Raw genomic sequence first — 25951 nt, 5'->3', positions numbered from 1 at the left:
CGGTTACCCTCCAGCTCAAGCAGCTTCTTCGCCGACGTAATCAGCGTAACCGTTTTTCTCCAGTTCAAGAGCAAGCTCTTTACCACCGGTTTTAACGATCTTCCCTTTGGACAGAACGTGCACGACATCCGGTACAATGTGATCGAGCAGACGCTGGTAGTGCGTGATCACGATCATGGAGCGCTCTGGGGAGCGGAGCTGGTTGACGCCTTCAGAAACAACGCGCAGTGCATCGATGTCCAGACCTGAATCTGTTTCATCCAGAACGCAAAGAGTTGGTTCCAGCAGAGACATCTGCAGAATCTCAGCGCGCTTCTTTTCACCGCCGGAGAAACCAACGTTGAGTGGACGCTTCAGCATGTCTGGCGTCACTTTCAGCTCTTTGGATTTCTCGCGTACGAGCTTCATGAAGTCAGGGGTGGAGATTTCATCTTCACCGCGTGCTTTGCGCTGTGCATTCAACGCTGTCTTCAGGAATGTCATGGTTGCAACACCCGGAATTTCGATCGGGTACTGGAACGCAAGGAACATGCCGGCAGCAGCGCGCTCATCGGCACCAAGTTCAGCCCAGTCAACTCCGTTGTAGGAGATGGAACCCTCGGTGATCTCGTAATCGTCTTTACCTGCCAGTACATATGACAGGGTGGACTTACCAGAACCGTTTGGTCCCATGATAGCGTGGACTTCGCCTGGGCGTACAGTCAGGTCAATGCCGCGAAGGATTTTGTTGCCATCAACTTCGGCGTGCAGGTTTTTGATCTCAAGCATCTATCGTTCTCGTCTTTTCAATTCTTCAATAGGTACGAGGCAAACGCGGTGGTCCGCGTTTTAGCCCACACTTCCTTCAAGGCTGATCGAAATCAGTTTTTGTGCCTCAACTGCGAATTCCATCGGCAGTTGCTGGATTACGTCCCGGACAAAACCATTCACGATCAATGCGACAGCTTCTTCCTCATCAAGGCCACGGGCCTGACAGTAGAACATCTGATCGTCAGAGATCTTGGAAGTTGTTGCCTCGTGCTCGAACACCGCTGAGGAGTTCTTGCTTTCGATGTAAGGGACGGTGTGGGCACCGCACTTATCGCCAATGAGAAGCGAGTCACACTGGGTGAAGTTACGTGCGTTAGATGCCTTTCGATGCGCGGAAACCTGCCCGCGGTAGGTGTTTTGAGAAACACCTGCAGAGATACCCTTGGAGATAATCCGGCTGGCAGTATTTTTGCCCAGATGGATCATCTTGGTGCCGCTGTCGATCTGCTGGTGACCATTAGAGATCGCAATGGAGTAGAACTCACCTTGTGAGTTATCTCCGCGCAGAATGCAGCTTGGGTATTTCCAAGTGATAGCAGAACCGGTTTCAACCTGTGTCCAAGAGATTTTGGAGTTCTTTTCGCGGCAGTCGCCACGCTTGGTCACGAAGTTGTAGATACCACCTTTGCCGTCAGCATCGCCTGGGTACCAGTTCTGAACTGTAGAATACTTGATCTGGGCATCTTCCAGAGCAACAAGCTCAACCACAGCAGCGTGCAGCTGGTTTTCATCGCGCTGAGGGGCAGTACACCCTTCCAGATAAGACACATAAGAGCCTTTATCTGCGATGATCAGCGTGCGCTCAAACTGGCCTGTGTTCGGCTCATTGATGCGGAAGTAGGTGGACAGTTCCATTGGGCAACGCACGCCTGGTGGAATGTACACAAACGACCCATCAGAGAACACAGCTGAGTTCAATGTTGCATAGAAGTTGTCGGAGACTGGAACAACAGACCCAAGGTATTTTTGAACCAGCTCTGGATGCTCACGAATTGCTTCGGAGATCGGGCAGAAAATAACGCCTGCCTTGGCCAGTTCTTCCTTAAAGGTTGTTGCTACTGAGACACTATCGAAAACAGCATCAACTGCAACGCGGTGCTCAGGTGCAACACCTGCCAAGATTTCCTGCTCGGACAGTGGAATGCCCAGCTTCTTGTAGGTTTCCAGAATCTCTGGATCCACCTCCTCAAGAGACTTGGGTCCCTCACGTTTTTTAGGTGCTGCATAATAATGAAGGTCTTCGAAGTCGATCTTCGGGTAATCAACTCGCGCCCATGTTGGCTCTTCCATCGTCTTCCAACGGCGGAACGCTTCCAAGCGCCAATTGAGCATCCATTCCGGTTCGTCTTTTTTAGCCGAAATGTATGCAACGATATCTTCATTGAGCCCTTTGGGAGCAAGCTCACTTTCGATATCGGTTACGAAGCCATATTTATACTGATCAACATCAATTGCTTTGACCTGATCAATTGTTTCCTGGACTGCCGCCATGCTTTGTCTCCATACGCGGTTCAAAGCCGCATTGGGTACGATTATTGGACCCGTTTGCCCTTACTTAACAGATGCTCTGTCGCAACACAGTGCATCCTTATTTATACGAGGGTTTGTCCTCGTTTATTTTTATATACGGCGTTCACCCCTTCTATGTGGGCTTCATTCGTTTATAAATTTTCGTCCAAGCGCCTAAAAAACGCTCAACATCTTCTTGGGTTGTCGCCCAACCGAGACTGACCCGGATTGCGCCACGCGCCAATGATTCCGATACTCCCATTGCAAGAAGCACATGGGATGCGCCTACTTTGCCGGATGAACAAGCAGACCCAGATGAAACAGCGACACCAAACAAGTCAAAGTTGATCAGTGCGGTTTCAGCTGAAATCCCTTCAACTGCGAAACACGTCGTGTTGCCAAGACGCGCGGCATCTTTACCGAAGATGATCGCATCTGAAGAGAGCTCATTCAGTCTCTCTTCCATATGGTCTCGCAGGCGCGAAATCCTAGCATGTTCATCAGGATTAGTTGATTGCGCTGCCGCAACCGCAAATCCTGCAATGCCTGCCGTATTCTCTGTTCCGGCTCTTCTCCACGATTCTTGTCCGCCACCTGTCAGCAGTGGAATGGGGCGAAAATCGCCTTTCCCGAGGATAAGAGCACCAACTCCTTGCGGACCTCCGATTTTATGGGAGGAGATCGACATGGAGTTGCAGCCAATCATGGCCATTGAAAGCGGTTCTTTCCCTGCCATCTGGACTGCGTCCACATGGTAGAGATGACCTAAATCTTCTGTGAGAACGCCGATTTCCTGCAGGGGCTGCAAAACACCGGTCTCACTGTTGGCAGCCATAACAGATACCAATGCGGTTTCATCTTCTCCCAGTTTCTCAAGCAGTCTGCGCAGTTCACTCACCACCACGCGCCCGTCTTCATCAACGGGAATGCTTTGAACATTTTGGGCTGCAAATCGACCACCAGCTATAATGGATGGATGTTCGATTGCGCTCACAAAAACCTGGGTCAGAATATAGGGCTCGCCATTTTTGAGCCAAGTGGGCGATAATGCTGTGACGTTCGCCTCTGACGCTCCACTCGTAAAAATGATATTCGCCGGGTTGCCATCTACCAGATCTGCAATTTTGTGCCTTGCATCTTCGATGATGGATCGGGCGCGCCGACCGCTGCTGTGAATAGAGGACGCATTACCAGCTGCTTTATAGGCTTCCTGAAGAGCTAAAAGAGATTCTTCCCTCAGCGGAGCGCTGGCGTTATAGTCTAAATATGTCAGTTCGCGGTTTATTGTCATAGTTTAACACAGAAAATGGGGTTCTTTAGTGCCCTAATTGGGTCTCTATGGAAATGGAAACCTTGATATTTTCCACGGTGCTTACGATAAGGGGTAAAGAGTTCCCTTTGAGTTCGTTGAGGTCTATAACGTGCATGCGCCGAGTTGGATATACCTTTCTCCAATAGAGGCCGATTTTCAGTGTAGCCCTTGAGGTTCATCGTAGAATAATTCTAAACTGGTTCTAATAAACTTGCGTCTCGCAGTCAAGTTTAATCGACAATGATCCGGGATACCAAAAAGCCGGCAGCCATTTGCTGCCGACCAAAACAAGAGGATTTTGCAGTATATGCCTGAGGTGATCTTCAATGGCCCTGCAGGGCGGCTAGAAGGCCGTTTCCATCCAGCTAAAAAACGCAACGCTCCAATCGCATTGGTCCTGCATCTGCATCCGCAGTTCGGCGGCACGATGAACAACCAGATTATCTATCAGACCTATTACATGTTTGCGAAACGCGGCTTCGCAGTTTTGCGTTTCAACTTCCGCGGCGTGGGTCGTTCCCAGGGTCAGTTCGACCATGGTCAAGGTGAGCTTTCAGATGCTGCTGCGGCGTTGGACTGGGTACAAACCATCCATCCGGATGCACGTGCTTGCTGGATTGCGGGCTTCTCATTTGGTGCATGGATTGGCATGCAGCTCTTGATGCGTCGTCCTGAAGTTGAGGGCTTTATCTCTATCGCCCCACCAGCCAACTTGCATGACTTCTCCTTCCTGGCACCCTGCCCGTCTTCTGGCCTGATCATTCATGGTGAGCAGGACAAAGTAGTTCCACAGAAGGATGTTCAGGCTCTGGTTGATAAGCTGAAAACCCAAAAGGGTATCATTATCGACCATCAGGAAATGCCAGGTGCAAACCACTTCTTTGAAAACCATGTAGATGGTCTGATTGGTAATTGTGCTAACTATCTCGATCGCCGTCTTGGCCTGATCGGAGAAGATGCTGGTTAATCAGCGATGATTTTTGCATTAAAAAAGCCCGGTCGATTGACCGGGCTTTTTTCGTAACTCGTGTCTGGCTTATTCGCCAGGTGTCCAGGCGTGGTAGTCTCCAGTCACTTCCGGACGTTTTTCCGGTGTCAGGATGGACCCTTTTGGACGATATGCATTTGGTGTGCCTGTCAGGTTTGGAGAGTGAGCGATTTCCCACTCACGGGCGACATAACCACTCTCTGTTGGCGGAGTGTCTGTGCGGTAATGCATCCAACCGTGCCAACCGGCAGGGATCTGGGAGGCTTCAGCAAGGTTTTTATAAATCACCCAACGACGCTTGCCGTCGCGCTCTTTATAATACTTGTTACCAAAGTCATCGGTCCCGACGAACTCACCCTTTCTCCATGTGAAGAAGCGAGTGCCCCACGTGTCACTGTTCCACCATGTGAAGAACGTAAGCAGAAGGTGTTTCATGTGTCTGGCCTTTCCAGATCGGTGGCTTTGTAAATTTTCCCGGAATATGACGAGTGTTTGGGTGCCTGTCCAGTCTTAGAGTACCGTAGTTTCAACTATTCACCGGAAGTCGCTTTAAATATCCTAGGGTCAGTTATTATTTTCACAATTCTGACGCCTATTTTATGCGTTATTTCTTGGCACGGCGCGACAAGTACGGGTTTTGACTGAACTTGTCTGCTGGTGAAACATTTCCAACTTCCAGATCCTTGAGTGAGAGAGGCTCATTCTCATCTCTTTTCGTCGATCTGCGTGGTCTTGGTGCCATTTCAGATTCGGGTGATGGTGCGTTCTCATCCTTCTGGTATTCGCGCGCTTTGTTGAGCGCCGCGAACTTGGCCTGATTCTGTTCCAGCCGCTTTGCCGTTCCATCAATAATGAAACCACCGTCGTTGTTGCGGACGAACTGACGGCGATCCTTGCTGATTGATTCTAGCGATTTCTTCAAAACAGAGGATGAAATCGGCGTCACCAGCAGATGATGGGCCCCTGCTTCCAAGGCGCGCGTCACCAAAGCACGGGTGCCATAGGCCGTAATAAAGACGAGCGGAACATTGATGAGCTCGGGGATTCGGCCTGAACGCATAAGCTTTAAGAGCTGGAAACCGCTGACGGGCTTCATCTCCCAACCGGATAACACCAGATCTGGTGGGTCCGAGATCAGCATTGGTAATGCATCTTTGGGACTATCATAGACACGCACGCGCCCAAGTTTCAGGGTGCCTAAGATACCCCTTAGGATTGCTTGGGTGGGTTTTGACTGTTCCACAAGAACCACATCTAACTGAGAAATGTCCTTGCCGAAGGAGGTGTGATGCATATCTGCTCGCTAATTTAACCTAACCAGATACCGAAGGTAATTGAGAAACTATATATGATCTCTCCATACAACTACTGCGTAAAATTGCATGGGGTATACAGACTTTTTTACCCGTGAAATTTTCTGATCCACTGAATAATTTTTCCTAAAAATATCCCCCAGAAAAAATGAGCTTGAATTTGCATTTTCGCTTGGCTTTGCGGAAATGGCGGGGTTCTGCTGCCTGTGCCCGGTTTGGAACAGGTCTGGGTCTCCCCACAATCCACACAGATTACAATATTTGGTGTTCCGATCCCTCTTATGCACACAACCAGTGGACAGATCACGCTTGACGATGCTTTCCGATTCAATCTAATTTGAGGTCGAAATCAAGACGTGTTCAGGATAGTGCGGCCTCGGCCGGGAGTTCACCACAATTAAGTAGCTTCGAGTGCTAGGAGTTGGATTAACATTCACTTCCAGCGGTCGCTTTTTTTTGCCAATTGCAGCCTAAATATTGTGTTAATATATTATCAGCACACTAGATATTGTGATAGCATCGAATTGCGTGCCACTTTACCTGCGTTTACTAGGATAAATGCCAGATAGCGGATTAATCAAAACCGGCGGCGGACTTTTGGTTAAAATCTTAGCTATCGGCGCTCTTAAAACCGAGATGTACCGCGGTGACCGTCACCGGGTGCGATAAGGGGCTAAACATGAGAATTGAGCGGCGATATACTGCGGAAGGACAATCCCCCTACGCAGATATTGAGTTTTGCAACGCAACGAGCGAGATCCGTAACCCAGACGGTTCCGTTGTGTTTCGCTTGGAGAACATTCAGGTTCCTAAGCAATTCTCTCAGGTTGCCTCTGATATTCTGGCACAGAAATACTTCCGCAAAGCTGGCGTTCCGGCCAAGCTGAAAGCGGTAGAAGAAAACACCGTTCCATCCTGGCTGTGGCGCAAAGCTCCAGACGACAAAGCTCTTTCCAAGATGGCGAAAGACAAGCGCTTTGGGTCTGAGATCGACAGCCGTCAGGTGTTTGATCGTCTGGCTGGTACATGGACGTACTGGGGCTGGAAAGGCGGATACTTCGACAGCGAAGCTGATGCGCAGGCGTTTTATGACGAACTGCGGTACATGCTCGCGACCCAGAAGGTTGCTCCGAACTCCCCGCAGTGGTTCAACACCGGCCTGCACTGGGCGTATGGCATTGATGGCCCAAGCCAGGGTCACCATTACGTAGACTTTGAAACTGGCGAGCTGACCCGCTCTGCGACTGCTTATGAGCATCCGCAGCCGCACGCTTGCTTCATTCAGTCTGTTGACGATGATCTGGTGAATGAAAACGGCATCATGGACCTGTGGGTTCGTGAAGCACGTCTGTTCAAATACGGCTCTGGCACCGGCACCAACTTCTCCTCTCTGCGCGCAAGCGGCGAGCGTCTGGCAGGCGGTGGCAAGTCCTCCGGCCTCATGAGCTTCCTGAAGATTGGTGACCGTGCAGCTGGTGCAATCAAGTCCGGCGGCACAACACGCCGTGCAGCGAAGATGGTTGTAGTTGATATCGACCATCCAGATATCGAAGAATTTGTGACCTGGAAGGTGCATGAAGAACAGAAGGTTGCGGCCATCGTAACTGGTTCCAAAGTGTGTCAGAAGCATCTTCAGGCTGTGATGAAAGCTTGCGTCAACTGCGAAGGCAGCGGCGACGATTGCTTTGATGCTAAAAAGAACCCTGCCCTGAAGCGCGAAATGCGCGCTGCCAAGAAGGCAATGGTTCCTGATAACTATATTCAGCGTGTGGTTCAGTTTGCTCGTCAGGGCTACAAGACCATTGAATTCCCGATCTACAACACAGACTGGGATTCTGAAGCTTATCTGACTGTTTCCGGCCAGAACTCCAACAATTCTGTTCGTGTAACTGACGGCTTCCTGAAAGCTGTCGCTGCAGATGGAGACTGGGACCTGATTGGCCGTATTGACGGTGGCACCCAGAAGACCATCAAAGCAGCTGAGCTTTGGGAACAGATTGGTTACGCGGCCTGGGCGTCTGCTGATCCGGGCCTGCAGTACCACACCACCATCAATGAATGGCACACCTGCCCGCAGGGCGGTGAGATCCGCGCATCCAACCCATGTTCTGAATATATGTTCCTGGATGATACCGCGTGTAACCTAGCTTCTTTGAACCTGCTGCAATTCCGCAAGGAAGACCAGCAGTTCGACTTTGACAAGTTTGAGCATGCAACCCGCCTCTGGCAGATCGTGCTTGAGATCTCCGTCATGATGGCGCAGTTCCCATCCAAGCAGATCGCAAAGCTGTCCTACGAATACCGTACGACTGGTCTGGGCTATGCCAACATTGGCGGCCTGCTGATGATCTCCGGTATTGCTTATGACAGTGACGAAGGCCGTGCGCTTTGTGGTGCAATCACCGCGATCATGACCGGTGTTTGTTACGCTACGTCTGCTGAAATGGCTGGTGAGCTTGGCTCTTTCCCTCGCTATGAGGAAAACGCCAAGGACATGCTGCGTGTGATCCGCAACCACCGCCGTGCTGCCCACAGCGAGAGCAAGGGTTATGAGAACCTCAGCACCTTGCCCGTTCCTCTGGATGCTTCCAACTGCCCACAGGCTGAGCTTGTTGAGCGTGCCCGTCTTGCATGGGACAAAGCTCTGGAGCTTGGAGAGGCACACGGTTACCGCAACGCGCAGACCACTGTGATTGCACCAACCGGCACCATTGGTCTGGTTATGGATTGTGACACGACCGGTATTGAGCCTGACTTTGCGCTGGTGAAGTTCAAGAAGCTCGCAGGTGGCGGTTACTTCAAGATCATCAACCGTGCTGTTCCTGAAGCGCTGCGTACACTTGGTTACTCAGAAGCTGAAATCGCCGAAATCGAAGCTTATGCGGTTGGTCATGGTTCTATTTCTCAGTCCCCTGCGATCAACAGTGCCAGCCTGAAGGCCAAAGGCTTTGATGATGCCGCGCTTGAGAAACTGGCTGGAGCACTTGGGTCTGCGTTCGACATCAAGTTTGTCTTCAACCGCTGGACCCTTGGTGATGAACTGCTGACCGGCAAGCTTGGCGTTTCCGCTGAGCAGCTGGAAGATATAGACTTTGACCTTCTGAGCCACATGGGCTTCAGCAAGGCAGAGATTGAAGCTGCGAACACCCATGTGTGTGGTGCAATGACCCTGGAAGGTGCACCGCACCTGAAAGAAGAGCATTACCCGGTATTTGACTGTGCGAACCCTTGTGGCCGCATTGGTGAGCGCTTCCTGTCCGTTGACAGTCACATCAAGATGATGGCCGCTGCGCAGCCGTTTATCTCCGGTGCGATTTCCAAGACCATCAACATGGCAAACACTGCCAGTGTTGAGGACTGTAAAGAAGCTTACATGCTCTCCTGGAAGCTGGGTCTGAAAGCAAACGCTCTTTATCGTGATGGCTCCAAGCTGTCTCAGCCACTGAACGCTCAGCTGCTGGAAGATGAAGACGATGATGCAGAAGATACAGTTGATGACATCCTTGCCCAGCCACAGGCAGCTCGCGCTGAAGCTGTTGCAGAGCGTGTTGTTGAACGGATCATCGAGCGTACTGTTCGCAACCGTGAAAAGCTGCCAAACCGCCGCAAAGGTTACACTCAGAAAGCTTCCGTTGGCGGCCACAAAGTGTACCTGACAACCGGTGAATATCAGGATGGTCGTATCGGCGAGATCTTCATCGACATGCATAAAGAAGGCGCTGCCTTCCGCTCATTGATGAACAACTTCGCGATTGCGATCTCTCTTGGTCTGCAATACGGCGTTCCGCTTGAGGAATATGTTGACGCGTTCACGTTCACCCGATTTGAACCTGCTGGCATGGTGATGGGCAATGACGCAATCAAGAATGCAACGTCCATTCTTGACTATATCTTCCGTGAGTTGGCCGTGTCCTATCTCGGTCGCAACGATCTGGCCCACGTGCCACCGGAAGCATTGGACAGCACGACGTCGACCTCCCGTTCTTCAGCTGAAGGACAGGATGAAGAGAGCAGCCCTGCGATTGTTTCTCACGGCCTTGTTCGCGGTCAGACCGAAAAGTTCCGTCTGGTCCCAGGTGGTGATCCAGCTGTTCAGCTGGCCGGTGCGATCACAGCTCAGTCTGATGCGATTGCAACAGCCTTCCAGCGCGGTGGTGAAGCAACGGCAACAGCAAGTGTTGGCACTGCAACACCTGCAGCTGCACAGCCATCTGTCGCCAGTCAGGTCGCTCAGGCCCGCATGAAGGGGTATGAGGGTGAAAGCTGCGCAGAATGCGGCAACTTCACCATGGTCCGCAACGGCACCTGCCTAAAATGCGACACCTGCGGCTCCACCAGCGGCTGCAGCTGATTACTGATCAAAAGCTTATAAAAACAGGCCCCAAAGCTCTGCTTTGGGGCCTGTTTTCGTTTGTACGCGTATTGAGGTCAGATGTCGAAAACGTATGAATTGAAGAAACACAATCTTTGCGAAGAGGTACAATCCACTTTGGCCCTGCTGCAAACCGCCCTTGAGCATTGATTAAAAGCTCCCCGTGCCTAAAAGTCGCCTTCTAAACTGAGCCTATATTCATTTTTTCGGTAAGGCCACGAAGTAAGGGTCATCTTATTCGGTGTTATTTCACACCAAGGCGTTTTCGGATGCTGGCTTCAAGTTGGGTCAGTGCGTCGTAGATCAGGACTGCGAACAGGCCGACTATGAGGCCACCTTGTAGGACGTAGGAGGTGTTGTTTGTTAGTAGGCCTGCAATGATGACTTCGCCAAGCGTGTGGGCGGCGACGGTGGAGCCGATTGTTGCTGTGCCGATGGCAATGACGACAGAGAGGCGAACACCTGTCAGGATCAAAGGAAGTGCCAGTGGAAGTTCGACTTGAAGCAAACGTTGCCGACGGCTGAGACCTATACCTCGGGCTGCTTCCATTGTTGCAGGTGGCAGAGTTGAGAGACCGGTCATTGTGTTTTCGAAGATTGGCAAGATGCCATACAGAAACAGCGCAACAAGCGTTGGTCCGGCTCCAAAGCCCAGCATCGGTACTGCCAAAGCCAGAACGGCCACAGGTGGAAACGTCTGCCCCATGTTCGCAATGGTTCGTGACAGCGGTAAAAATGCCTTGCCTTGAGGCCGAGTAACGAGGATCGCCAGTAATACCGCGACAATGGAAGCAGCAAGTGAGGCTACAGCAACGATCCCCAGATGGCTCAAAGAAAGTGACAGTAGCGACGTGCGATCATAAATCACCGCAGCTCCGGGCGGTGTGAAGGGTGCAAATATGGGTGCAAACCACTCAGGCTGAAGGACCAGAGCAAGCAAAAGCGATACAACAATAACCCTCAGGAAATTAGCTCGGCTCATGTGTGCCCTCTGCCCTGGAACGGATCGCTTCCAGTGTTACGCGGCCAATAGGACTGCCGTTGCGTTCTACCGGCAAAGCACTTCGTCCGCTCCAGAGGCAAACAGAAAGAGCCTCTCGCAAGCTGGTTTTCTCGTCGATTGGCTCCCCTTCTGCTGCTCCGTCTTCAAGTATCTGGGAGACGGAAAGCAGCGATAACAGGCGAAGCGGTCGATCGACACCGCCGACCATTTCTGCAACGAACTCTGTGGCAGGGTTGGTGATGATCTCTGCAGGGGTACCATGCTGCACCAGCTGTCCCTGATCCATCACCGCTACCTGATCACCAAGCTGTATGGCTTCCTCCATATCATGCGTGACGAGAAGGATTGTGGAGCCGAGCGTTCGTTGAATCCGGTGCAAGTCTGCCTGCGCGCGCGTTCGAATGATGGGGTCCAGTGCCCCGAAGGGCTCATCCATGAGCAACAGGTCGGGCCGGGATGCCAAAGCTCGTGCCACGCCTACCCGTTGTTGCTGACCGCCTGAGAGCTCAGCAGGATAGCGATCCCGAAACTCATCTGGCGACATGGAGAATAGGTCCAACAGCTCGTTCACGCGCGCGTGGATCTTGTCCTTGTGCCAACCAAGTAGCCGCGGCACAGCGCCGATGTTTCTGGCAACTGTGTGATGCGGAAAAAGACCATGGCCCTGAATTGCATACCCAATACGGCGACGCAGGGCGTTCTTCGGCAATCCAGCAGTTGGTTCACCATTGATCCGAACTTGGCCAGACGTGGGCTCTACAAGCCGATTGACCATACGCAGTAATGTACTTTTCCCAGAGCCGGATGTGCCGACGATTGCGGTGATTGTTGCGCTCTCAATCGTCATCGATACGGCTTCGACAGCAGGCCGCCCGTCGTAAATCTTGGTTATGTTGTCGATCTCAATCATCCATGCCTCATCTGATTAGGGCGGGCCAGTTCGACCAGAATATCCATTGTAATTGCCGAGATAAGAGCAAGAATGACTGTTGGCAGAGCTCCAAGCAGGATCAAATCTGTTGCGGTCTGATTGAGACCTTGAAAGACAAAGGTTCCAAAACCACCACCGCCAATCAATCCGGCGATCACCGCAAGGCCGATATTCTGCACCAGAACAATCCGCAATCCAGCCAACATAACCGGAAGCCCGAGCGGCAGTTGAATCTGTATGAGGCGTTGATGGCGGGTCATGCCCATACCGCGCGCTGCATCCAGCGTCACGATTGGAGTGGCTTCCAGGCCAGCCACAGTGTTCGCCACCACCGGCAACAGGGAATAGATTACCAACGCAAGAAATGCTGGCAGAAAGCCGATACCGACGACACCCAGTTCCCTGGCACCGGGAATCGTACTGCCGACCCAGGCAAGAAGCGGGATCATGATGCCGAACATCGCAAGTGACGGGATTGTTTGCAGAAAGCTGAGTACTGGCAGAACTGCACCACGCAAGCTTTGGTTCCGGTGGCAATACACGCCAAGAGGGAAACCTATAGTAGCGGCCACAACAAGTGAGCCGAAAGCAAGGCCGAGATGCCGCCATGCTGCGTTGAAGAAGGCATCTTGTCTGTTGGCGTACTCTCTGAAGATTGACAGATCGGTCAAGGCTCCTGACCACAAGACCAATGCCGACACCACAATCGCAACCGACAACAAGGCACCGCGCATTTTGGGACCAGGAGAAAGAGAGGACAGAGCATCGGCCGCTAGCAGCAACAGGATGGCCAGCAAACACCAAAAGCCACTTCCTAGTGATACTCTGGCATATGTTCCAGCGCCTTCAAGAAGTGACGTACTGCCTTGCATCAGCAGCCAAACCAACGCCGCTATTCCAATCATTGAACCTGTAAAACGTACACTTTGCCAAGCGGATGGCAGGCCAAGGGCGAGCCCAATCAACACGCCAACCATACCGGGAATGATTGCTTCGGGTCCGGCCACGTCCCACACAGGAACAGCCTCGCCCGCTACAATACGATTGGCGGCAAGCGTCAGGAAAGGTGCGAATAAGGCAACCAGCCCCAGACTTGCGAACAAAAGCCCGGGGCCGGAGACGACTGATTTGATCCTGTTAGGCATAACTCGCGCAGTTAGTTCAGAACACCAATCTTGGTCAGGTAGTCTTTTGCAACCGAAGCTGCTGGCTCGCCACCAACTTGGATGCGGCCGTTTAGCTCCTGTAAGGTGGCCAGATCCAGACCTGCAAAAATCGGGTTCAAGACTGTAGCAACTTCCGGGTACTGCTTTAATACTGCGGCGCGAATAACCGGAGCTGGTTCGTAGACTGGCTGCACGCCCTTATCATCGGTCATAACAACAAGGCCTGTTGCAGCTACTCCGCCATCTGTGCCGTATGCCATAGCTGCATTGACGCCAGACGTACCACGAGCTGCAGCTTGTATCGTCGCGGCGGTGTCGCCACCTGAAAGAACAACGGTCTGGTCTGGAGACAGCTTGAAGCCATAGGTTTCCTGCATCGCGGGAAGAACTGCCGGAGAGGAAACGAATTCTGTCGAGGCGGCCAGCTTGACATTGCCTCCGTTTGCAACCCAGGCGCCGAAGTCAGACATAGTGGCAAGATTGTTCTGGGAGGCCAATGCGCCTGTTACAGCAATGGCCCAGGTGTTGTTGGCTGGCGCAGGCTGAAGCCATACCAGCCCGTTTTTCTCACCATCCAGCTCAGCTGCGCGGGCGTATCCGGCTTTGGCGTCTTTCCAGACTTCGCTGTCCGCCTCATTGTGGAAGTAGGCTGCATTGCCCGTATATTCAGGATAGATGTCGATTTGCTCTGCAAGCTGTGCTTCGCGAACCACCTGAGTGCCGCCAAGCTGCAGGCGGCGTTCTACTGGCAAGCCAGCATCTTCCAATGCAAGTGCAATAACGTTTCCGAGGAGACCACCTTCAGTATCAATTTTGGAAGAAACAACAATTTCAGCATGAGCTGCAACTGTTAAGGCTCCGGTCATGCCGATCGCAGCAAGAATTCGATTAAATGTCATGCGAAGTATGCTCCTCAAAGCTCTCTATTTTTCAGCACTGCATTGTGAAATTTCTATTATGGGAAGAATGTGGCATCCCTAAAAGGGCTATTGTCCTAAACTTGGGCGTTTAGCACGGAATCGATTTCGCCAAATCTGTCGAATATCATCTGAGATTTCCCCTCACTCGACTTCCTCCTCAGCCTCGAACACTCTTGTTAAAACCATAAGTAATCCAGAGTTGTGCCAAAGGCACCGCTCATATAGGTCGCCGCCTGTTCCTTCGCAACCCGCCTCGGGTCTCCAAACGGAACTTTATCCAGCGTTCATTCCGTCCCTTAATTCCCAAGGATATGCCCAGAGAAGTTCTGGCTGCAAGGTTTTGTTGAAATTGGCGCGTCAGAGATCAACAGTGATTTTACGGCTTTATTTCTGGAATGGCCAATCCAATAAATGAACTCGATTTTGGCCGTCATAGTGCGCAAGTTAAGAATTCATCTTGTTTAGAAGCAGTCCTGAAACCAAAGGAAGCAATACAAGTCTGACGCATGAGCAATAGCTGGTACCTCTGTCATGCAAGTTTGGAACTTCTAAATGAGAGCATACTGTCTTTACCTATTTCTGATCTTTTAGAGATCATTGGAGTAATCTGGAGCCTTGCAACGCAGTTTTGATCAAACCTACGTCAGGCATGAGTTGCAATGAAACATCAGTTCGTGATGATGTTTACAGGCCGTCTTTCGACCATTCTGATTACTCGCTCAGCTCTTTTAAAAAGAGCAAAGGAATACCTGAAGTTCTAAAGCCAAGCGTTGACTGAACAGGAGATCCCATGCCTGACTCTCACCCCCCGATGAAAGCTTCTGATCGTCTTGTAGCTGCACTGGAAGCGGAAGGTGTTGAATACGTCTTTGCTGTTCCTGGTGAGGAAAATCTTGACGTTCTTGAATCCCTTCGTACCTCCTCAATTGAACTGGTGCTGAACCGACACGAGCAAGGTGCAGCTTTTATGGCTGCCACTTATGGGCGCCTGACAGGCAAAGCCGGCGTCTGCATGGCGACGCTAGGCCCTGGTGCGACCAACTTTGCCACCCCGGCGGCCTACGCTTTTCTGGGCGGCATGCCTTTGATCATGATCACCGGGCAAAAGCCGATCAAGAAGTCCAAGCAAGGGCAATTTCAGATCATTGACATTGTCAGTCTGTTTGAGCCGATCTGTAAGATGTCCAAGGCGGTTGTCCATGGCAACACCATCCCTGCCCTGATCCGTGAGGCTTTCCGCGTGGCGGAAGAAGAGCGCCCCGGTGCTGTTTTGTTGGAGCTGCCCGAAGATATCGCCATTGAAGAAACGGATGAAGCTGTCTTGCACCCCCATCCCCGTTACTATGCAGTGGCTGGCGATACGGTGCTGAATGAAGCAGCTGATATGATCCGCAGTGCGAAAATGCCGTTGCTGTTGATAGGAGCTGGAGCGAACCGTAAGGACGCTCATTCCGTGCTCAGTGCTTTTGCTGAAAAGACCCAAATTCCGTTTTTCAACACTCAGATGGGTAAAGGCGTTATTGATGAGCGCTCTGACTTGTTTCTTGGTACTGCTGCACTCTCTGATGGAGACTACGTGCACTGCGCAATTGCACGCGCTGATCTGATCATCAACGTGGGTCATGACGTGGTTGAAAAACCACCGTTCCTAATGGAACATGGCGGCACCAAAGTGATCCATATGAACTACAAGGCTGCGCAGGTTGATCAGGTGTACTTCCCTCAGGTTGAGGTGGTTGGCGATCTTGCCCGCTCCGTTGCGCGGCTCGGCGATATCCTGGGCGGTCCGCTGGACTTTGATCGCAGTTATTTCCAGCGCATCAAAAAAGAGACAGACTTGCACACCTCTGAAGGTGGTGATGTTTCGCGTTTTCCGGTTATCCCACAACGGGTGGTCGCTGATACACGCAGGGTGATGGGTGATTTCGATATTATTGCGCTCGACAACGGGATCTACAAGATCTGGTACGCCCGCAACTACAAGGCTCATCAACCCAATACGGTGCTTCTGGACAACGCATTGGCGACAATGGGTGCTGGCCTGCCTTCGGCTATGATGGCAGCCAAGCTTTATCCAGATCGTCGTGTCATGGCGATCTGCGGTGATGGCGGTTTTATGATGAACAGTCAGGAGCTGGAAACGGCTGTTCGGTTGAAGCTCAATTTGGTGGTTACTGTTTTGGATGATCGCTCTTACGGTATGATCCGCTGGAAGCAGGCTCATGCAGGGTTTGAAGACTGGGGCTTGCAGTTTGGCAACCCTAACTTTGTCGAGTATGCGAACAGTTACGGTGCCACTGGCCACAGGATTACCCGCACAGAAGACCTGCTACCGACCTTTGAAGCGGCCTTTACCGCTGGCGGGGTCCATCTGGTTGATATTCCCGTTGATTACAGCGAAAATCAGCGGGTCTTGATTGATGAGCTTGCAGCCAAGGTGTGTCTGATATGAGCAAGACACTGGATGTCGTCAACCCGTACAGCCTGAAATACATAGGCAGTGTGGAGACCAGTGAATGGGAGCAGGTCGATGCATTTCTGGAGACTGCGCATAGTCTCTTTCGTCAGTGTGATGAGTGGCTTCCTGCCTTTCAACGAATTGCCATCCTGAAGAAAACAGCTCAGCTCATGGAGGCTCGTTTTGACGAGTTGGCGTTCCAGATCGCCAACGAAGGTGGTAAGCCATTGGTTGATGCCCGTGTGGAAGTTATGCGTGCCATTGATGGTGTGGAACTTTGCGTGCACGAGATTGGCCAAATGACTGGCCGCGAAATTCCGATGGATTTGACAGAGGCTGGATCAGGCCGCATCGCGTTCACCCAGCGCGAGCCGATCGGCGTGGTCGTTGCAGCGAGCGCTTTCAACCACCCACTCAACCTGATTGTCCATCAGGTGGCACCGGCGGTGGCCACCGGCTGTCCGGTTATCATCAAACCAGCTCCCGATACACCACTGTCCTGTTTAGCTTTTGTAAGCATGTTACATGAAGCCGGATTGCCTGCGGATTGGTGCCGTGCAGTTGTTTGTAATAACGAAGTGGCTGAGCAGATGATCACTGATCAGCGGGTTGGATTCTTCTCGTTTATCGGTTCTGCACGTGTTGGCTGGATGCTTCGCTCAAAGCTGATACCAGGTGCGCGCTGCGCTTTGGAACATGGCGGAGCAGCGCCAGTCATTGTCAGCGAAGATGCCCATATCGACGACATGATCCCTCTTTTAATCAAGGGAGGCTTTTATCACTCTGGTCAGGTCTGTGTTTCTGTTCAGCGTGTATTTGCTCCTCCCTCTAAAGCGCAGGAGATCGCGCAAAAGCTGGCAGAGGCTGCCAAACTGCTGAAAGTGGGTGATGCGACTGATGCGACAACGGATTGCGGTCCTCTGATCCGACCTGGTGAGGTGGACCGGGTTGAGGAATGGGTGAATGAGGCTATCGATGGAGGTGCCGAGTTGCTGGCAGGCGGAAAACGCCTGGGCCCGACAACCTATGCGCCCACCGTGTTGCTGAATCCGCCCGCCAATGTCCGCGTTTCACAACAGGAAATTTTTGGTCCGGTGATTTGCGTCTACAGCATTGATAGTATTGCAGAGGCTATTGAGACTGCAAACAGCCTGCCCTTTGCGTTCCAGGCCGCTGTTTTCACTCAAAGCTTAGAGACAGCCTTCCAAGCCGTCCAACGTCTCGATGCCACTGCCGTCATGGTCAACGACCATACCGCCTTCCGTGTGGACTGGATGCCCTTTGCAGGTCGTCGTCAGTCTGGCTACAACACCGGGGGTATCGGCTACACCATGCACGACATGACACAAGACAAAATGGCAGTCATCCGGCTTTGATGTTCCCTACAGAGTTGAACTGAGCATTTCAAAGCCCACTCGCGATCAGATATCTCGTTTTATGCTGTTTTGAGCTGGGCTCTCAGGCGAAACCGCTGAATTTGACAGCGCTGCTTTACAGCTCAGCACGAGCACTCTTAACTCAAATCTACAAGCCTTTGAAATTAAAAAAGAATGCGTACTTTCAGGCGCGACATAAAAGCTATTGCCTCTTGGTGACGGCAGGAGTAAATGCTCGGCCCCAGCTTTGGTCATTCGAAGCATATATATTTGTTTTGCTTAGAACCATCCTGAGTTGGACACATTGTTTTAAGAGGCCGTCTACACAACTGAGATAGCTTTGCTTTGAAAAATGCAGTCCTCGTCACTCGTGCGCCCTTTTTTTGCATTTTTCGGCGCTTGTTGAAGCACGTGATGAGAATAAAGCACAAGTTTAATCCTCCTGTTTTTATCAGCTCCATATCGCTGATTTTTCTGCTCCTGATTACAGCAGTTATCTGGCCAGAAGGCTCTCAGAGGTTTTACAGCAACATTCAGGATTGGATCGAAACTAATACTGGTTGGCTCTATATTCTGGCAGTTGCGATTTTTCTGCTGTTCATCCTTTTCATCATGGTGAGCCGGTTTGGCGATATCAAACTGGGTCCTGACCATGCCGAGCCCGATTATGCTTACAAAAGCTGGTTCGCCATGCTGTTTTCAGCGGGTATGGGCATCGGACTGGTTTTCTTTGGGGTCGCTGAGCCGATCATGCACTTCATGTCGCCCCCTGGCATGGAAGGGCAAACCATCGAAGCTGCTCGTGAGGCAATGAAGATCACCATGTTCCACTGGGGCCTGCATGCCTGGGCAATCTATGGAGTGGTGGCTTTATCACTGGCGTATTTCACTTATCGCCACCAACTGCCTTTGTTGCCACGGTCTGCACTTTACCCGCTGATTGGTGAGAAGATTTATGGCCCGATTGGTCATGCAGTTGATACATTCGCGGTATTGGGCACTTTGTTCGGTGTTTCTACCTCACTCGGTTACGGTGCGTTTCAGGTGAATGCTGGTCTGAACTACCTGTTTGATGTGCCAGTATCGACAACCTCTCAGATTGTTCTGATTGTGCTTATCTCCAGCATGGCAACGGCTTCGGTTTTTTCCGGCCTTGATCGCGGGGTGAAGCGTCTTTCTGAAACCAACCTCATTTTGGCTGTATGCATCATGTTGCTGGTCTTGATTGTTGGACCAACCGTCACCCTGCTCCAAACTGCTGTGCAAAATGCTGGTGCCTATATGGGCGACCTGATCCATAAGACCTTCAACCTTTACGCCTATGACCGAAAAGATGACTGGCTGGGTGGTTGGACGCTGCTCTATTGGGGCTGGTGGATTTCGTGGTCACCTTTTGTGGGCACTTTTATCGCACGTGTTTCGCGTGGTCGGTCCATTCGCGAGTTTCTCGTTGGACTATTGTTTGTGCCGACAGGGTTCAGTCTGATCTGGTTCACAATCTTTGGCAACACAGGTATCGATCTGATCCTCCATGGCGGAGCTGATAACCTTGCAGAAGCAGTTTCGACTGACGTGTCTCTGGCTCTGTTTAAATTTTTTGAATACATGCCATTTTCATCAGTGCTCTCCATGCTAGGCGTTGTGCTGGTGGTCGTCTTCTTTGTAACCTCTTCCGACTCCGGTTCCTTGGTCATTGACAGTTTAACCTCCGGCGGTGACATCAACTCACCTGTCTGGCAGCGCGTTTTCTGGGCTGTGCTACAGGGGGCTGTTGCAATTGTGCTGTTATCGGCAGGTGGGCTTGGGGCATTGCAAACTGCAACAATTGCCAGTGCGCTGCCCTTCCTCATTGTTATGCTGCTCATGTGCTTTGGCCTTTACAAAGCCTTGCAAGATGACGCTTTGCGCACCAAAAACCTGCAAATGCACCACACCACCGTTCAATACACAAAGAGCACAGTGGATTGGCGGCAACGCATCGGAACTCTGACTGAAAACGCGACTTTGAAAGACGCACGCCACTTCATGGCCACTGTCGGCAAACCCGCTTTGGAAAAAGTACAGGCTGAGTTTGAAAAGCGCGGTTTCAACGCCACGTTGACCGGCTCAAAGAACTATCGTTTGACCATTGAACAGTCTGAAGAGACCGTCTTTGTTTACGGCTTGCGAAAACGCTATTTCACAACAGCATTAGCCATCGGCCCCGGCCATCTCATCGACGAAGATGAAAATGAAGACGAGACCGAAGAAGAAGGCACCAACTATTACCGCGTCGAGGTGTTCCTTGCCCAAGGCGGTCAGGAGTACGACGTGCTCGGCTACACCGAAGAACAGCTGATAGCGGACGTCGTCACACAATACGAACGCTTCATGCAGTACCTGCACTTGTCGCAGTCAGAATTGCTTTGATCTAAAGAGACCGTCTTCGAGCAATAAGTTCGAAGACGGTCTCTCTTAAATGCTTGGTAGGCTTCGCAGCTTTGGCTCTAGCGAATATCTTCCCTGCTGAGACCATTTTGGTAACGCTGCTTCATTACTCAGCTTCCGATAGGTAAACATTTTCATCACACCTCTGTGAGCTATGCCTATCGGCACAATCACCTATTGCAACCTGTTCTAATGTTTTCCGCAGACACAAGGCCGTGGACGGCGGCAAGACATAGGGCGGAAAACTATGGTTGATACGAGTGAAGTATCGAAACTCGTCACGGAAGTGAGTGACTTATTCGTTGATGCATCCGTGTTTGCGGATCCGGCAAGAGACAGTTGGCTGTTTCAGTTCACTTCAGGTTTGGACGTGATTGCGACGCTGGAAGAAGACCGGCATGCCCTCGCTATCAGTGCGGAGTTGGGTATTTTACCAGAAGAAAACCGGGTTGATCTGCTGGGGTACTTTTTAAAGGTCAATCAGTCTTGGGCGGGCACCGGCAGCCTGCGGTTTGCAATGTTGGCAGATACAGATAAGACCATCACCCTCCTCTGGGATATTCCGATGAATGGGTTGGCTCGCCACGACCTTTTTGCTGCCCTTTCTGAGTTTGCAGAACGCGCGCAGGGTTGGAGGGAGCTTTTGAAAGCTGGCGTTCTCCTCACACAGGAGCTCGCTACAGAAATTCCCCAAAACTCTCTAAAAATCTGATCTCATAAGAACGAGGGCTTCCCCCATGACCATCCCGCAAGTGACTTCTGCGACACCAACAATTGCTCCTGCCAACATCCCACCACAGGCTGACACAACAAGCAGTCCAGCGTCGAGCACTACCCACCCTGCGCTGCAATCCCACCAACAAAAAGCGGTTGAAACCCAGTCTTCTGTTAAAGATCAACTCGCAACGACGCAAGGAAACGCTGGTGCTGATAAATCACTATATGATCTGATTTGTGTCGGGCGAGGCACATCGGCAGCAGCCTACCTCACCAGCCTGAAACGGTGTGATTGCTCTATTGTTGCGGACAGCACAAAGAACAACGTGCTTGTGGTTGGCAAAAATGATCCATGGGCCGGTGCACGAGGCTATGAGAAAGGCCATTACACTCAGTGCATCAACCAGGCACAACAGCTTGTGAACCCTGGCGATGAACCAATTGCATCCTCCAGTCTGGACCCGGTTGACAGACAGGAATGGTCTCAGCTCAATGCGCAACGCATCGATCAGGTCTCTGGTGGGAACATCCTTGATGCCGAAGTCCGCCAGATCAGCCGAGACAGCGAGACTGGTCTTTTTAAGGTGCAGACTGATGCAGATAGCGAGCCGCTTCTGGCCAAGAAGGTCGTCCTTGCTACAGGCGCCGGCATTGAACGCTCAGACTACGAGTACCACCACGTCCCACCGGAAGTTGCTGATTTTAGAAAATCTGGTCACCCCAATGCTGCAAACTGTCTGGATCTGGATCAGTTCCAGCGTAACGAAGCAGGCACACGAGACCTGACCGGACGTGTTGTGGCTGTTATGGGTCCGAATGCGGGCACAGATGCGATTATGGAGCTTTCAACACGCGGTGTTGATAAGGAAAACATCTTCTGGATGATGCAGCCCCATCAAAAGCCTGGCGTGGCACTGACATGGGATGTGCGCTCTGTTGGTATTGAGGCCACCTTTACGGCACAGGAAGCAGGTAATGACCGTTCTGATGGTGGCACTGTATTCCGTTATCAGCAGATCAACAAAGTCTCTGCGGGTGAAAATCGCCCCTTGACCATCAGCACAGATGGTGGAGACTTTGAAGCAGATTACCTGGTCTATGCAGTCGGTCAGCGTGGCGGCGGAATCAGCAGAACCGAAGTGGTTGAAGGGGCGGCTAAGAAAGTCCCGCTCCTTGAAAGAGAACTGGCCTCTCAATTGCAACCAGTCTACGACGTCAACCAGCGTTTCAGTGACCTCTCTTCCGGTGGGGCCTGGCAGCACGTGGTGGGTCTGGAAGTGGCAGGTACGACCAAGACTGAAGGTCTGGAAGTGGTCGGCGCTGCTGCGATGCAGTCCAGCCGTGGGATCCAACACAATTATCTTGATGCAGATTACAGCTCGCAGCTCAAAACTGTCCTTGAGAACAATCCTGAGTTCCGCTCTTTGGCCACAGAACATTTTCCGGCTCTGTTGGATGCAAAGCCATTTGAGCAACTTCTGAAGCCAGATTCCGGTTTGAAAAAAACGGGCGAATATGAGGATCAGAAGGCAGCACTGTTAAGCGCACTCAAAGCAAACGATGCTGAGCAATCTCTGAGTAACGTTAATGAGCTGCTGTATACCTTTGATTTACGGAGCAAAGCGGCAAACGATCTAGGTGGCGCGGCTAAACCAATCCGCGTGTCAGACCTGCTGGCGCAAGGCTTGAGCCGCACACAGCCCGCAACCGTTGCAGACCCACGCCTGATTGGTGGAGCACAGCTGAACATTGCGGCCCAGACTGAAAGCTTTAAACCACAGCAGATCACGACACCGGGTGGCATCAACTTCAACGAAGATCAGCAGACCGTTGCCCTTTATGTGGCTCAAAACTATCCGGACATCCCTGCGGACAAAGCCAATGAGTTCGTCGCCAGCGTGATCGCGCAACGCACAGATGGCAACCACTTACGCGGTTTCACGCCGGAAGAACGCGCCCAGTTTGAAACTGAGTTGCAGGGGCTTTCTGAGTAAGGCCTGAGTTCATCAAACCGCTGATTGCTCGTTCATAGTCTGTTTGGTGCAGACGTGACCGCACAACGCAGCATGTTCATTTCAATTAAGTCAGGACGAGGATGAGCACCTTTCGTGAGCGAAAGGCTCATCAGTCCTGCAAGTTCTGAGAGGAAACCAGAATGCCAGTCACACTTGCCACATCAACACCGCAGGTACAAGAAAACCTACAGAATACAGTGTGCTCAAGCTCTACCGATAAGAGCATAAAGCTGCCAGATTATCAGGAACGGCGCCTGAATGATGTTGGAATTACGGTCAAGTACAATGCAGAACTCCCAAGTCAGAAAGTAGAGAGCTCTTTAAAGGCTGTATCGATACACCGTGTGGTCAACCATAAAGTTGCTGTCACGACCAATGCTCTTCATAGCATCATCCCTCCGGGGAGTGATGTGGTTATTAATCGAAGTGCCCCACACATTACACCGGCTTCTCCTTCACAAACGGTCGCGGGCACTCACCAGAGTATCTTGGAGACGAAAACATCATTGTCTTCGCTCCCAGATAGCGCCTTTTCTGTTATCGAAGGGACATGGCATGATGCAAACACAGTCAGCATCGCCGCGCCTGGAAACGTGTTTGGAGCATCTGGACGTCTTTCCTGCACAGATGTTTTACTGGAAATTCCGATGGTAACGGAGTTATCGCCTGCATTCGAAGATGTAACGCAAGCCTTTGGCGTGAAAGTCTTTGATAAAGGCGAAACCGTTCCAGTGAAGTTCGACAAATGTGATCTCAACGTCGTTGAATACCAAATTACACCAGCTAACCACCAATACTCTCTCGAAGAAGCCAATGGGTTTTTCGTCGAAAGACATGAGTTCCCTCATATCTTTATGGCTTCGTCAGATCAGGACGAGATCGTTATTACCGTGGGTAAACAGATCAAAGACGACCAATTTGCGCTGGCCAATATTAAAGTTCCGGATGGCAAAGCAATTATGCTTCCGGGTGGAACCATTCACACAGACAGTTTGTCACGAGGAAACATCGTAATCATGCTCACCGAATGTGTGGGGGCGGATACGGTACTCATGCACGACAAAGATAGCCAACCTATCACGTTGCGAATAGACAGCTCAGAACGCATCGGTCTTGCTGAGTGGCATCTGTAAAAAGACTGCAATGCCATTTGATTGGAGGATTTCTTTCAAATGGCATTTCCCTATGCACTTGTTCTCTAGATCTCAGAAATTAGGCGCGTAGAATAGACTTTTTGATAGTGAACTATTATTTTACAGCCTAATCAACATAAGCGATCTCTCTGGTCGATTTGATCCTTTACCATTTAAATTACAGTCTCAAATTTTCTGCACTCAGAACTGAGAATTTCTGGCTTTTCTAACCTGTGCTACAGCTACCACTTGTTTTTTGCTGCGTCAGGGAAGTTGGAAAATGATCAATTTCGATGCTCTCAGAGACTCCAATACTCGTATAACTCCTTTCCAGTATCTGGTGGGGAGAAATGTACTGACCCAAAAGCAAGCTGCTGATGTTCGTCGTGATTATCCTGACATCAAACAGACTGGGTATCTTCCTTTATCTAAACTTGAATCGACTGGTGCATTCAAGCAACTTGTAGATGATCTTTATAAACCTGAACTGGCTGAAATTCTTTCGGAAAAACTCAGTTTGGATCTAATGGACAAGCCCCGAATGATCACAGTCCGACGTTTGTCCAAACACGGTGATGGCCGTATTCACAACGATTCCAAATCCAAGATCTGCACCATGCTCATCTATCTCAATGAAGACTGGGATGACGCCGCCGGAGGTGCCATTCGTGCGCTCAATGGAGACACCGATATGGGCGATTATGCGGAGGAAGTCTCTCCGCTTGCTGGGAACGTGTTTGCATTCAAACGTTCAGAAACAAGCTGGCACGGCCATCCTTCGTTCAAAGGCGAACGCTATGTGGTGCAAGTAACGTTTCTCATCTCTGAAGAGGAATTAGCACGGAAAGAGAAACGCGGCGGCTTCCAAACTATGCTTAAACGCTTGTTGCGGATCAATTAGGCAAGAAAACAAGACAAATTGTTTGCAGTCAAACGCTGGACAGCAAGATGCTTGTTTCGCTGTTCATGACGCCTTCGATCAGGCGGACTTCGCGCAGGACGCGGTCGAACTCTGAGAGGTTTTCGACGCGGATGTCTGTGACCAGATCCCATTTGCCGCTTGTGGTGTGGAGGACTTGTAGTTCAGGCAGACCACGCAGTTTGCGGATGACCTGGGTGGTGTTTCGTCCCATCACTTCGATCATCATGACAGCTCTGATTTCGCCGCTGTCATAATCTTCTCGCACTCGTGCCGTAAAACCAAGCAGAGCCCCTGTTTCCAGCAAGCGGTCCATGCGTGTTTGTACAGTTGCGCGTGAGACGCCCATAATCTGTGAGAGTTTGGAGACTGGAGCACGGCCATCCAAACGCAGAAGGCTGATTAATTGCCTGTCGAGCTCATCATAAATATGTTTCGCTGTATGGTTTTGCTTCATAAGTGCTCTCAACCAATAAGTTTAGCAATAATATAAAATTTGCCTAGCAATCTGTCAAAAACTATCTCTCATATTTAGCAAGATTGATATGTTTTTTGCAATTTGTACAGTTAATACTAGGGAAA

At 51.1% G+C, this 25951-nt stretch carries 19 protein-coding genes; 9 read left to right on the top strand and 10 right to left on the bottom strand.

The window, feature by feature from the left end; all coding sequences use genetic code 11:
* Positions 1–15: 15 nt before the first annotated feature.
* The 3 genes from sufC to PsWM33_RS04195 form a co-directional block, all read right to left on the bottom strand.
* A complete protein-coding gene (gene sufC, locus PsWM33_RS04205; RefSeq protein ID WP_057465164.1) occupies positions 16–768 on the bottom strand; it encodes a Fe-S cluster assembly ATPase SufC in 753 nt (250 codons plus the stop codon).
* A gap of 60 nt (positions 769–828) precedes the next feature.
* On the bottom strand, positions 829–2301 hold the full coding sequence (gene sufB / locus PsWM33_RS04200) for a Fe-S cluster assembly protein SufB (protein ID WP_063299334.1): 1473 nt from the start codon (positions 2299–2301) through the stop codon (positions 829–831).
* Positions 2302–2452: 151 nt separating this feature from the next.
* Positions 2453–3610 (bottom strand): cysteine desulfurase family protein, encoded by a 1158-nt coding sequence (locus PsWM33_RS04195; RefSeq protein WP_063299333.1) that lies wholly within the window; start codon positions 3608–3610, stop codon positions 2453–2455.
* A gap of 328 nt (positions 3611–3938) precedes the next feature.
* Here PsWM33_RS04195 and PsWM33_RS04190 point away from each other — a divergent pair, with 328 nt between their 5' ends.
* The gene (locus tag PsWM33_RS04190; protein WP_063288636.1) at positions 3939–4598 is read left to right on the top strand and encodes an alpha/beta hydrolase; all 660 of its coding nucleotides are present in this window, start codon (positions 3939–3941) and stop codon (positions 4596–4598) included.
* 69 nt (positions 4599–4667) lie between these two features.
* Here PsWM33_RS04190 and PsWM33_RS04185 read toward each other — a convergent pair whose 3' ends face one another.
* Positions 4668–5054, bottom strand: a complete 387-nt coding sequence (locus PsWM33_RS04185; protein ID WP_063288635.1) for an NADH:ubiquinone oxidoreductase subunit NDUFA12 — start codon at positions 5052–5054, stop codon at positions 4668–4670.
* A gap of 169 nt (positions 5055–5223) precedes the next feature.
* Positions 5224–5913 carry a response regulator gene (locus tag PsWM33_RS04180; RefSeq protein WP_063299332.1) on the bottom strand — a complete coding sequence of 230 codons (690 nt, stop codon included), beginning with the start codon at positions 5911–5913 and terminating at the stop codon, positions 5224–5226.
* Positions 5914–6611: 698 nt separating this feature from the next.
* On the opposite strand from PsWM33_RS04180, the gene PsWM33_RS04175 reads away from it, so the two are divergent.
* The gene (locus PsWM33_RS04175) at positions 6612–10283 is read left to right on the top strand and encodes a vitamin B12-dependent ribonucleotide reductase (RefSeq protein WP_063299331.1); all 3672 of its coding nucleotides are present in this window, start codon (positions 6612–6614) and stop codon (positions 10281–10283) included.
* A gap of 265 nt (positions 10284–10548) precedes the next feature.
* On the opposite strand, the gene PsWM33_RS04170 is transcribed toward PsWM33_RS04175, so the two are convergent.
* The 4 genes from PsWM33_RS04170 to osmF are packed head-to-tail and all read right to left on the bottom strand — an operon-like array spanning position 10549 to position 14303.
* A complete protein-coding gene (locus tag PsWM33_RS04170; protein WP_063299330.1) occupies positions 10549–11286 on the bottom strand; it encodes an ABC transporter permease in 738 nt (245 codons plus the stop codon).
* On the bottom strand, positions 11273–12217 hold the full coding sequence (locus PsWM33_RS04165; RefSeq protein ID WP_063299329.1) for an ABC transporter ATP-binding protein: 945 nt from the start codon (positions 12215–12217) through the stop codon (positions 11273–11275). The genes PsWM33_RS04170 and PsWM33_RS04165 overlap by 14 nt, the downstream gene beginning before the upstream one ends.
* Positions 12214–13383, bottom strand: coding sequence for an ABC transporter permease (locus PsWM33_RS04160; protein WP_063299328.1), 1170 nt, complete (start codon positions 13381–13383; stop codon positions 12214–12216). The genes PsWM33_RS04165 and PsWM33_RS04160 overlap by 4 nt, the downstream gene beginning before the upstream one ends.
* 11 nt (positions 13384–13394) lie before the next feature.
* Positions 13395–14303 carry a glycine betaine ABC transporter substrate-binding protein OsmF gene (gene osmF / locus PsWM33_RS04155; RefSeq protein ID WP_063299327.1) on the bottom strand — a complete coding sequence of 303 codons (909 nt, stop codon included), beginning with the start codon at positions 14301–14303 and terminating at the stop codon, positions 13395–13397.
* 811 nt (positions 14304–15114) lie between these two features.
* Between osmF and PsWM33_RS04150 the strand changes: the two genes are divergently transcribed.
* The 7 genes from PsWM33_RS04150 to PsWM33_RS04120 all read left to right on the top strand — a co-directional run bounded on the left by PsWM33_RS04150 (position 15115) and on the right by PsWM33_RS04120 (position 25351).
* On the top strand, positions 15115–16776 hold the full coding sequence (locus tag PsWM33_RS04150) for an acetolactate synthase large subunit (protein WP_063299326.1): 1662 nt from the start codon (positions 15115–15117) through the stop codon (positions 16774–16776).
* Entirely contained in the window at positions 16773–18158 is a 1386-nt protein-coding gene (locus tag PsWM33_RS04145; RefSeq protein WP_063299325.1) for an aldehyde dehydrogenase family protein, read from the top strand. Before PsWM33_RS04150 ends, PsWM33_RS04145 begins: the two co-directional genes overlap by 4 nt.
* Positions 18159–18572: 414 nt before the next feature.
* Entirely contained in the window at positions 18573–20567 is a 1995-nt protein-coding gene (locus PsWM33_RS04140) for a BCCT family transporter (protein WP_063296817.1), read from the top strand.
* Between the two features lie 265 nt (positions 20568–20832).
* A complete protein-coding gene (locus tag PsWM33_RS04135; RefSeq protein WP_063299324.1) occupies positions 20833–21297 on the top strand; it encodes a type III secretion system chaperone in 465 nt (154 codons plus the stop codon).
* 25 nt (positions 21298–21322) lie between these two features.
* Positions 21323–23296 (top strand): hypothetical protein, encoded by a 1974-nt coding sequence (locus PsWM33_RS04130; protein WP_063299323.1) that lies wholly within the window; start codon positions 21323–21325, stop codon positions 23294–23296.
* Between the two features lie 161 nt (positions 23297–23457).
* A complete protein-coding gene (locus PsWM33_RS04125) occupies positions 23458–24450 on the top strand; it encodes a hypothetical protein (RefSeq protein WP_063299322.1) in 993 nt (330 codons plus the stop codon).
* Between the two features lie 280 nt (positions 24451–24730).
* Positions 24731–25351, top strand: coding sequence for a 2OG-Fe(II) oxygenase (locus PsWM33_RS04120; protein ID WP_208991892.1), 621 nt, complete (start codon positions 24731–24733; stop codon positions 25349–25351).
* A gap of 28 nt (positions 25352–25379) precedes the next feature.
* On the opposite strand, the gene PsWM33_RS04115 is transcribed toward PsWM33_RS04120, so the two are convergent.
* Positions 25380–25826 carry an Lrp/AsnC family transcriptional regulator gene (locus PsWM33_RS04115; protein ID WP_057465180.1) on the bottom strand — a complete coding sequence of 149 codons (447 nt, stop codon included), beginning with the start codon at positions 25824–25826 and terminating at the stop codon, positions 25380–25382.
* Positions 25827–25951 lie beyond the last annotated feature (125 nt).

Source organism: Pseudovibrio sp. WM33 (assembly GCF_001623165.1).
GTDB lineage: Bacteria > Pseudomonadota > Alphaproteobacteria > Rhizobiales > Stappiaceae > Pseudovibrio.
This window is presented reverse-complemented; position numbering and strand designations above follow the sequence as displayed.

Excerpts from the sequence above, each read along its gene's own strand:
- sufC (WP_057465164.1), bottom strand. The coding sequence starts at position 768 with ATGCTTGAGATCAAAAACCTGCACGCCGAAGTTGATGGCAACAAAATC.
- sufB (WP_063299334.1), bottom strand. The coding sequence starts at position 2,301 with ATGGCGGCAGTCCAGGAAACAATTGATCAGGTCAAAGCAATTGATGTT.
- PsWM33_RS04195 (WP_063299333.1), bottom strand. The coding sequence starts at position 3,610 with ATGACAATAAACCGCGAACTGACATATTTAGACTATAACGCCAGCGCT.
- PsWM33_RS04190 (WP_063288636.1), top strand. The coding sequence starts at position 3,939 with ATGCCTGAGGTGATCTTCAATGGCCCTGCAGGGCGGCTAGAAGGCCGT.
- PsWM33_RS04185 (WP_063288635.1), bottom strand. The coding sequence starts at position 5,054 with ATGAAACACCTTCTGCTTACGTTCTTCACATGGTGGAACAGTGACACG.
- PsWM33_RS04180 (WP_063299332.1), bottom strand. The coding sequence starts at position 5,913 with ATGCATCACACCTCCTTCGGCAAGGACATTTCTCAGTTAGATGTGGTT.
- PsWM33_RS04175 (WP_063299331.1), top strand. The coding sequence starts at position 6,612 with ATGAGAATTGAGCGGCGATATACTGCGGAAGGACAATCCCCCTACGCA.
- PsWM33_RS04170 (WP_063299330.1), bottom strand. The coding sequence starts at position 11,286 with ATGAGCCGAGCTAATTTCCTGAGGGTTATTGTTGTATCGCTTTTGCTT.
- PsWM33_RS04165 (WP_063299329.1), bottom strand. The coding sequence starts at position 12,217 with ATGATTGAGATCGACAACATAACCAAGATTTACGACGGGCGGCCTGCT.
- PsWM33_RS04160 (WP_063299328.1), bottom strand. The coding sequence starts at position 13,383 with ATGCCTAACAGGATCAAATCAGTCGTCTCCGGCCCCGGGCTTTTGTTC.
- osmF (WP_063299327.1), bottom strand. The coding sequence starts at position 14,303 with ATGACATTTAATCGAATTCTTGCTGCGATCGGCATGACCGGAGCCTTA.
- PsWM33_RS04150 (WP_063299326.1), top strand. The coding sequence starts at position 15,115 with ATGCCTGACTCTCACCCCCCGATGAAAGCTTCTGATCGTCTTGTAGCT.
- PsWM33_RS04145 (WP_063299325.1), top strand. The coding sequence starts at position 16,773 with ATGAGCAAGACACTGGATGTCGTCAACCCGTACAGCCTGAAATACATA.
- PsWM33_RS04140 (WP_063296817.1), top strand. The coding sequence starts at position 18,573 with ATGAGAATAAAGCACAAGTTTAATCCTCCTGTTTTTATCAGCTCCATA.
- PsWM33_RS04135 (WP_063299324.1), top strand. The coding sequence starts at position 20,833 with ATGGTTGATACGAGTGAAGTATCGAAACTCGTCACGGAAGTGAGTGAC.
- PsWM33_RS04130 (WP_063299323.1), top strand. The coding sequence starts at position 21,323 with ATGACCATCCCGCAAGTGACTTCTGCGACACCAACAATTGCTCCTGCC.
- PsWM33_RS04125 (WP_063299322.1), top strand. The coding sequence starts at position 23,458 with ATGCCAGTCACACTTGCCACATCAACACCGCAGGTACAAGAAAACCTA.
- PsWM33_RS04120 (WP_208991892.1), top strand. The coding sequence starts at position 24,731 with ATGATCAATTTCGATGCTCTCAGAGACTCCAATACTCGTATAACTCCT.
- PsWM33_RS04115 (WP_057465180.1), bottom strand. The coding sequence starts at position 25,826 with ATGAAGCAAAACCATACAGCGAAACATATTTATGATGAGCTCGACAGG.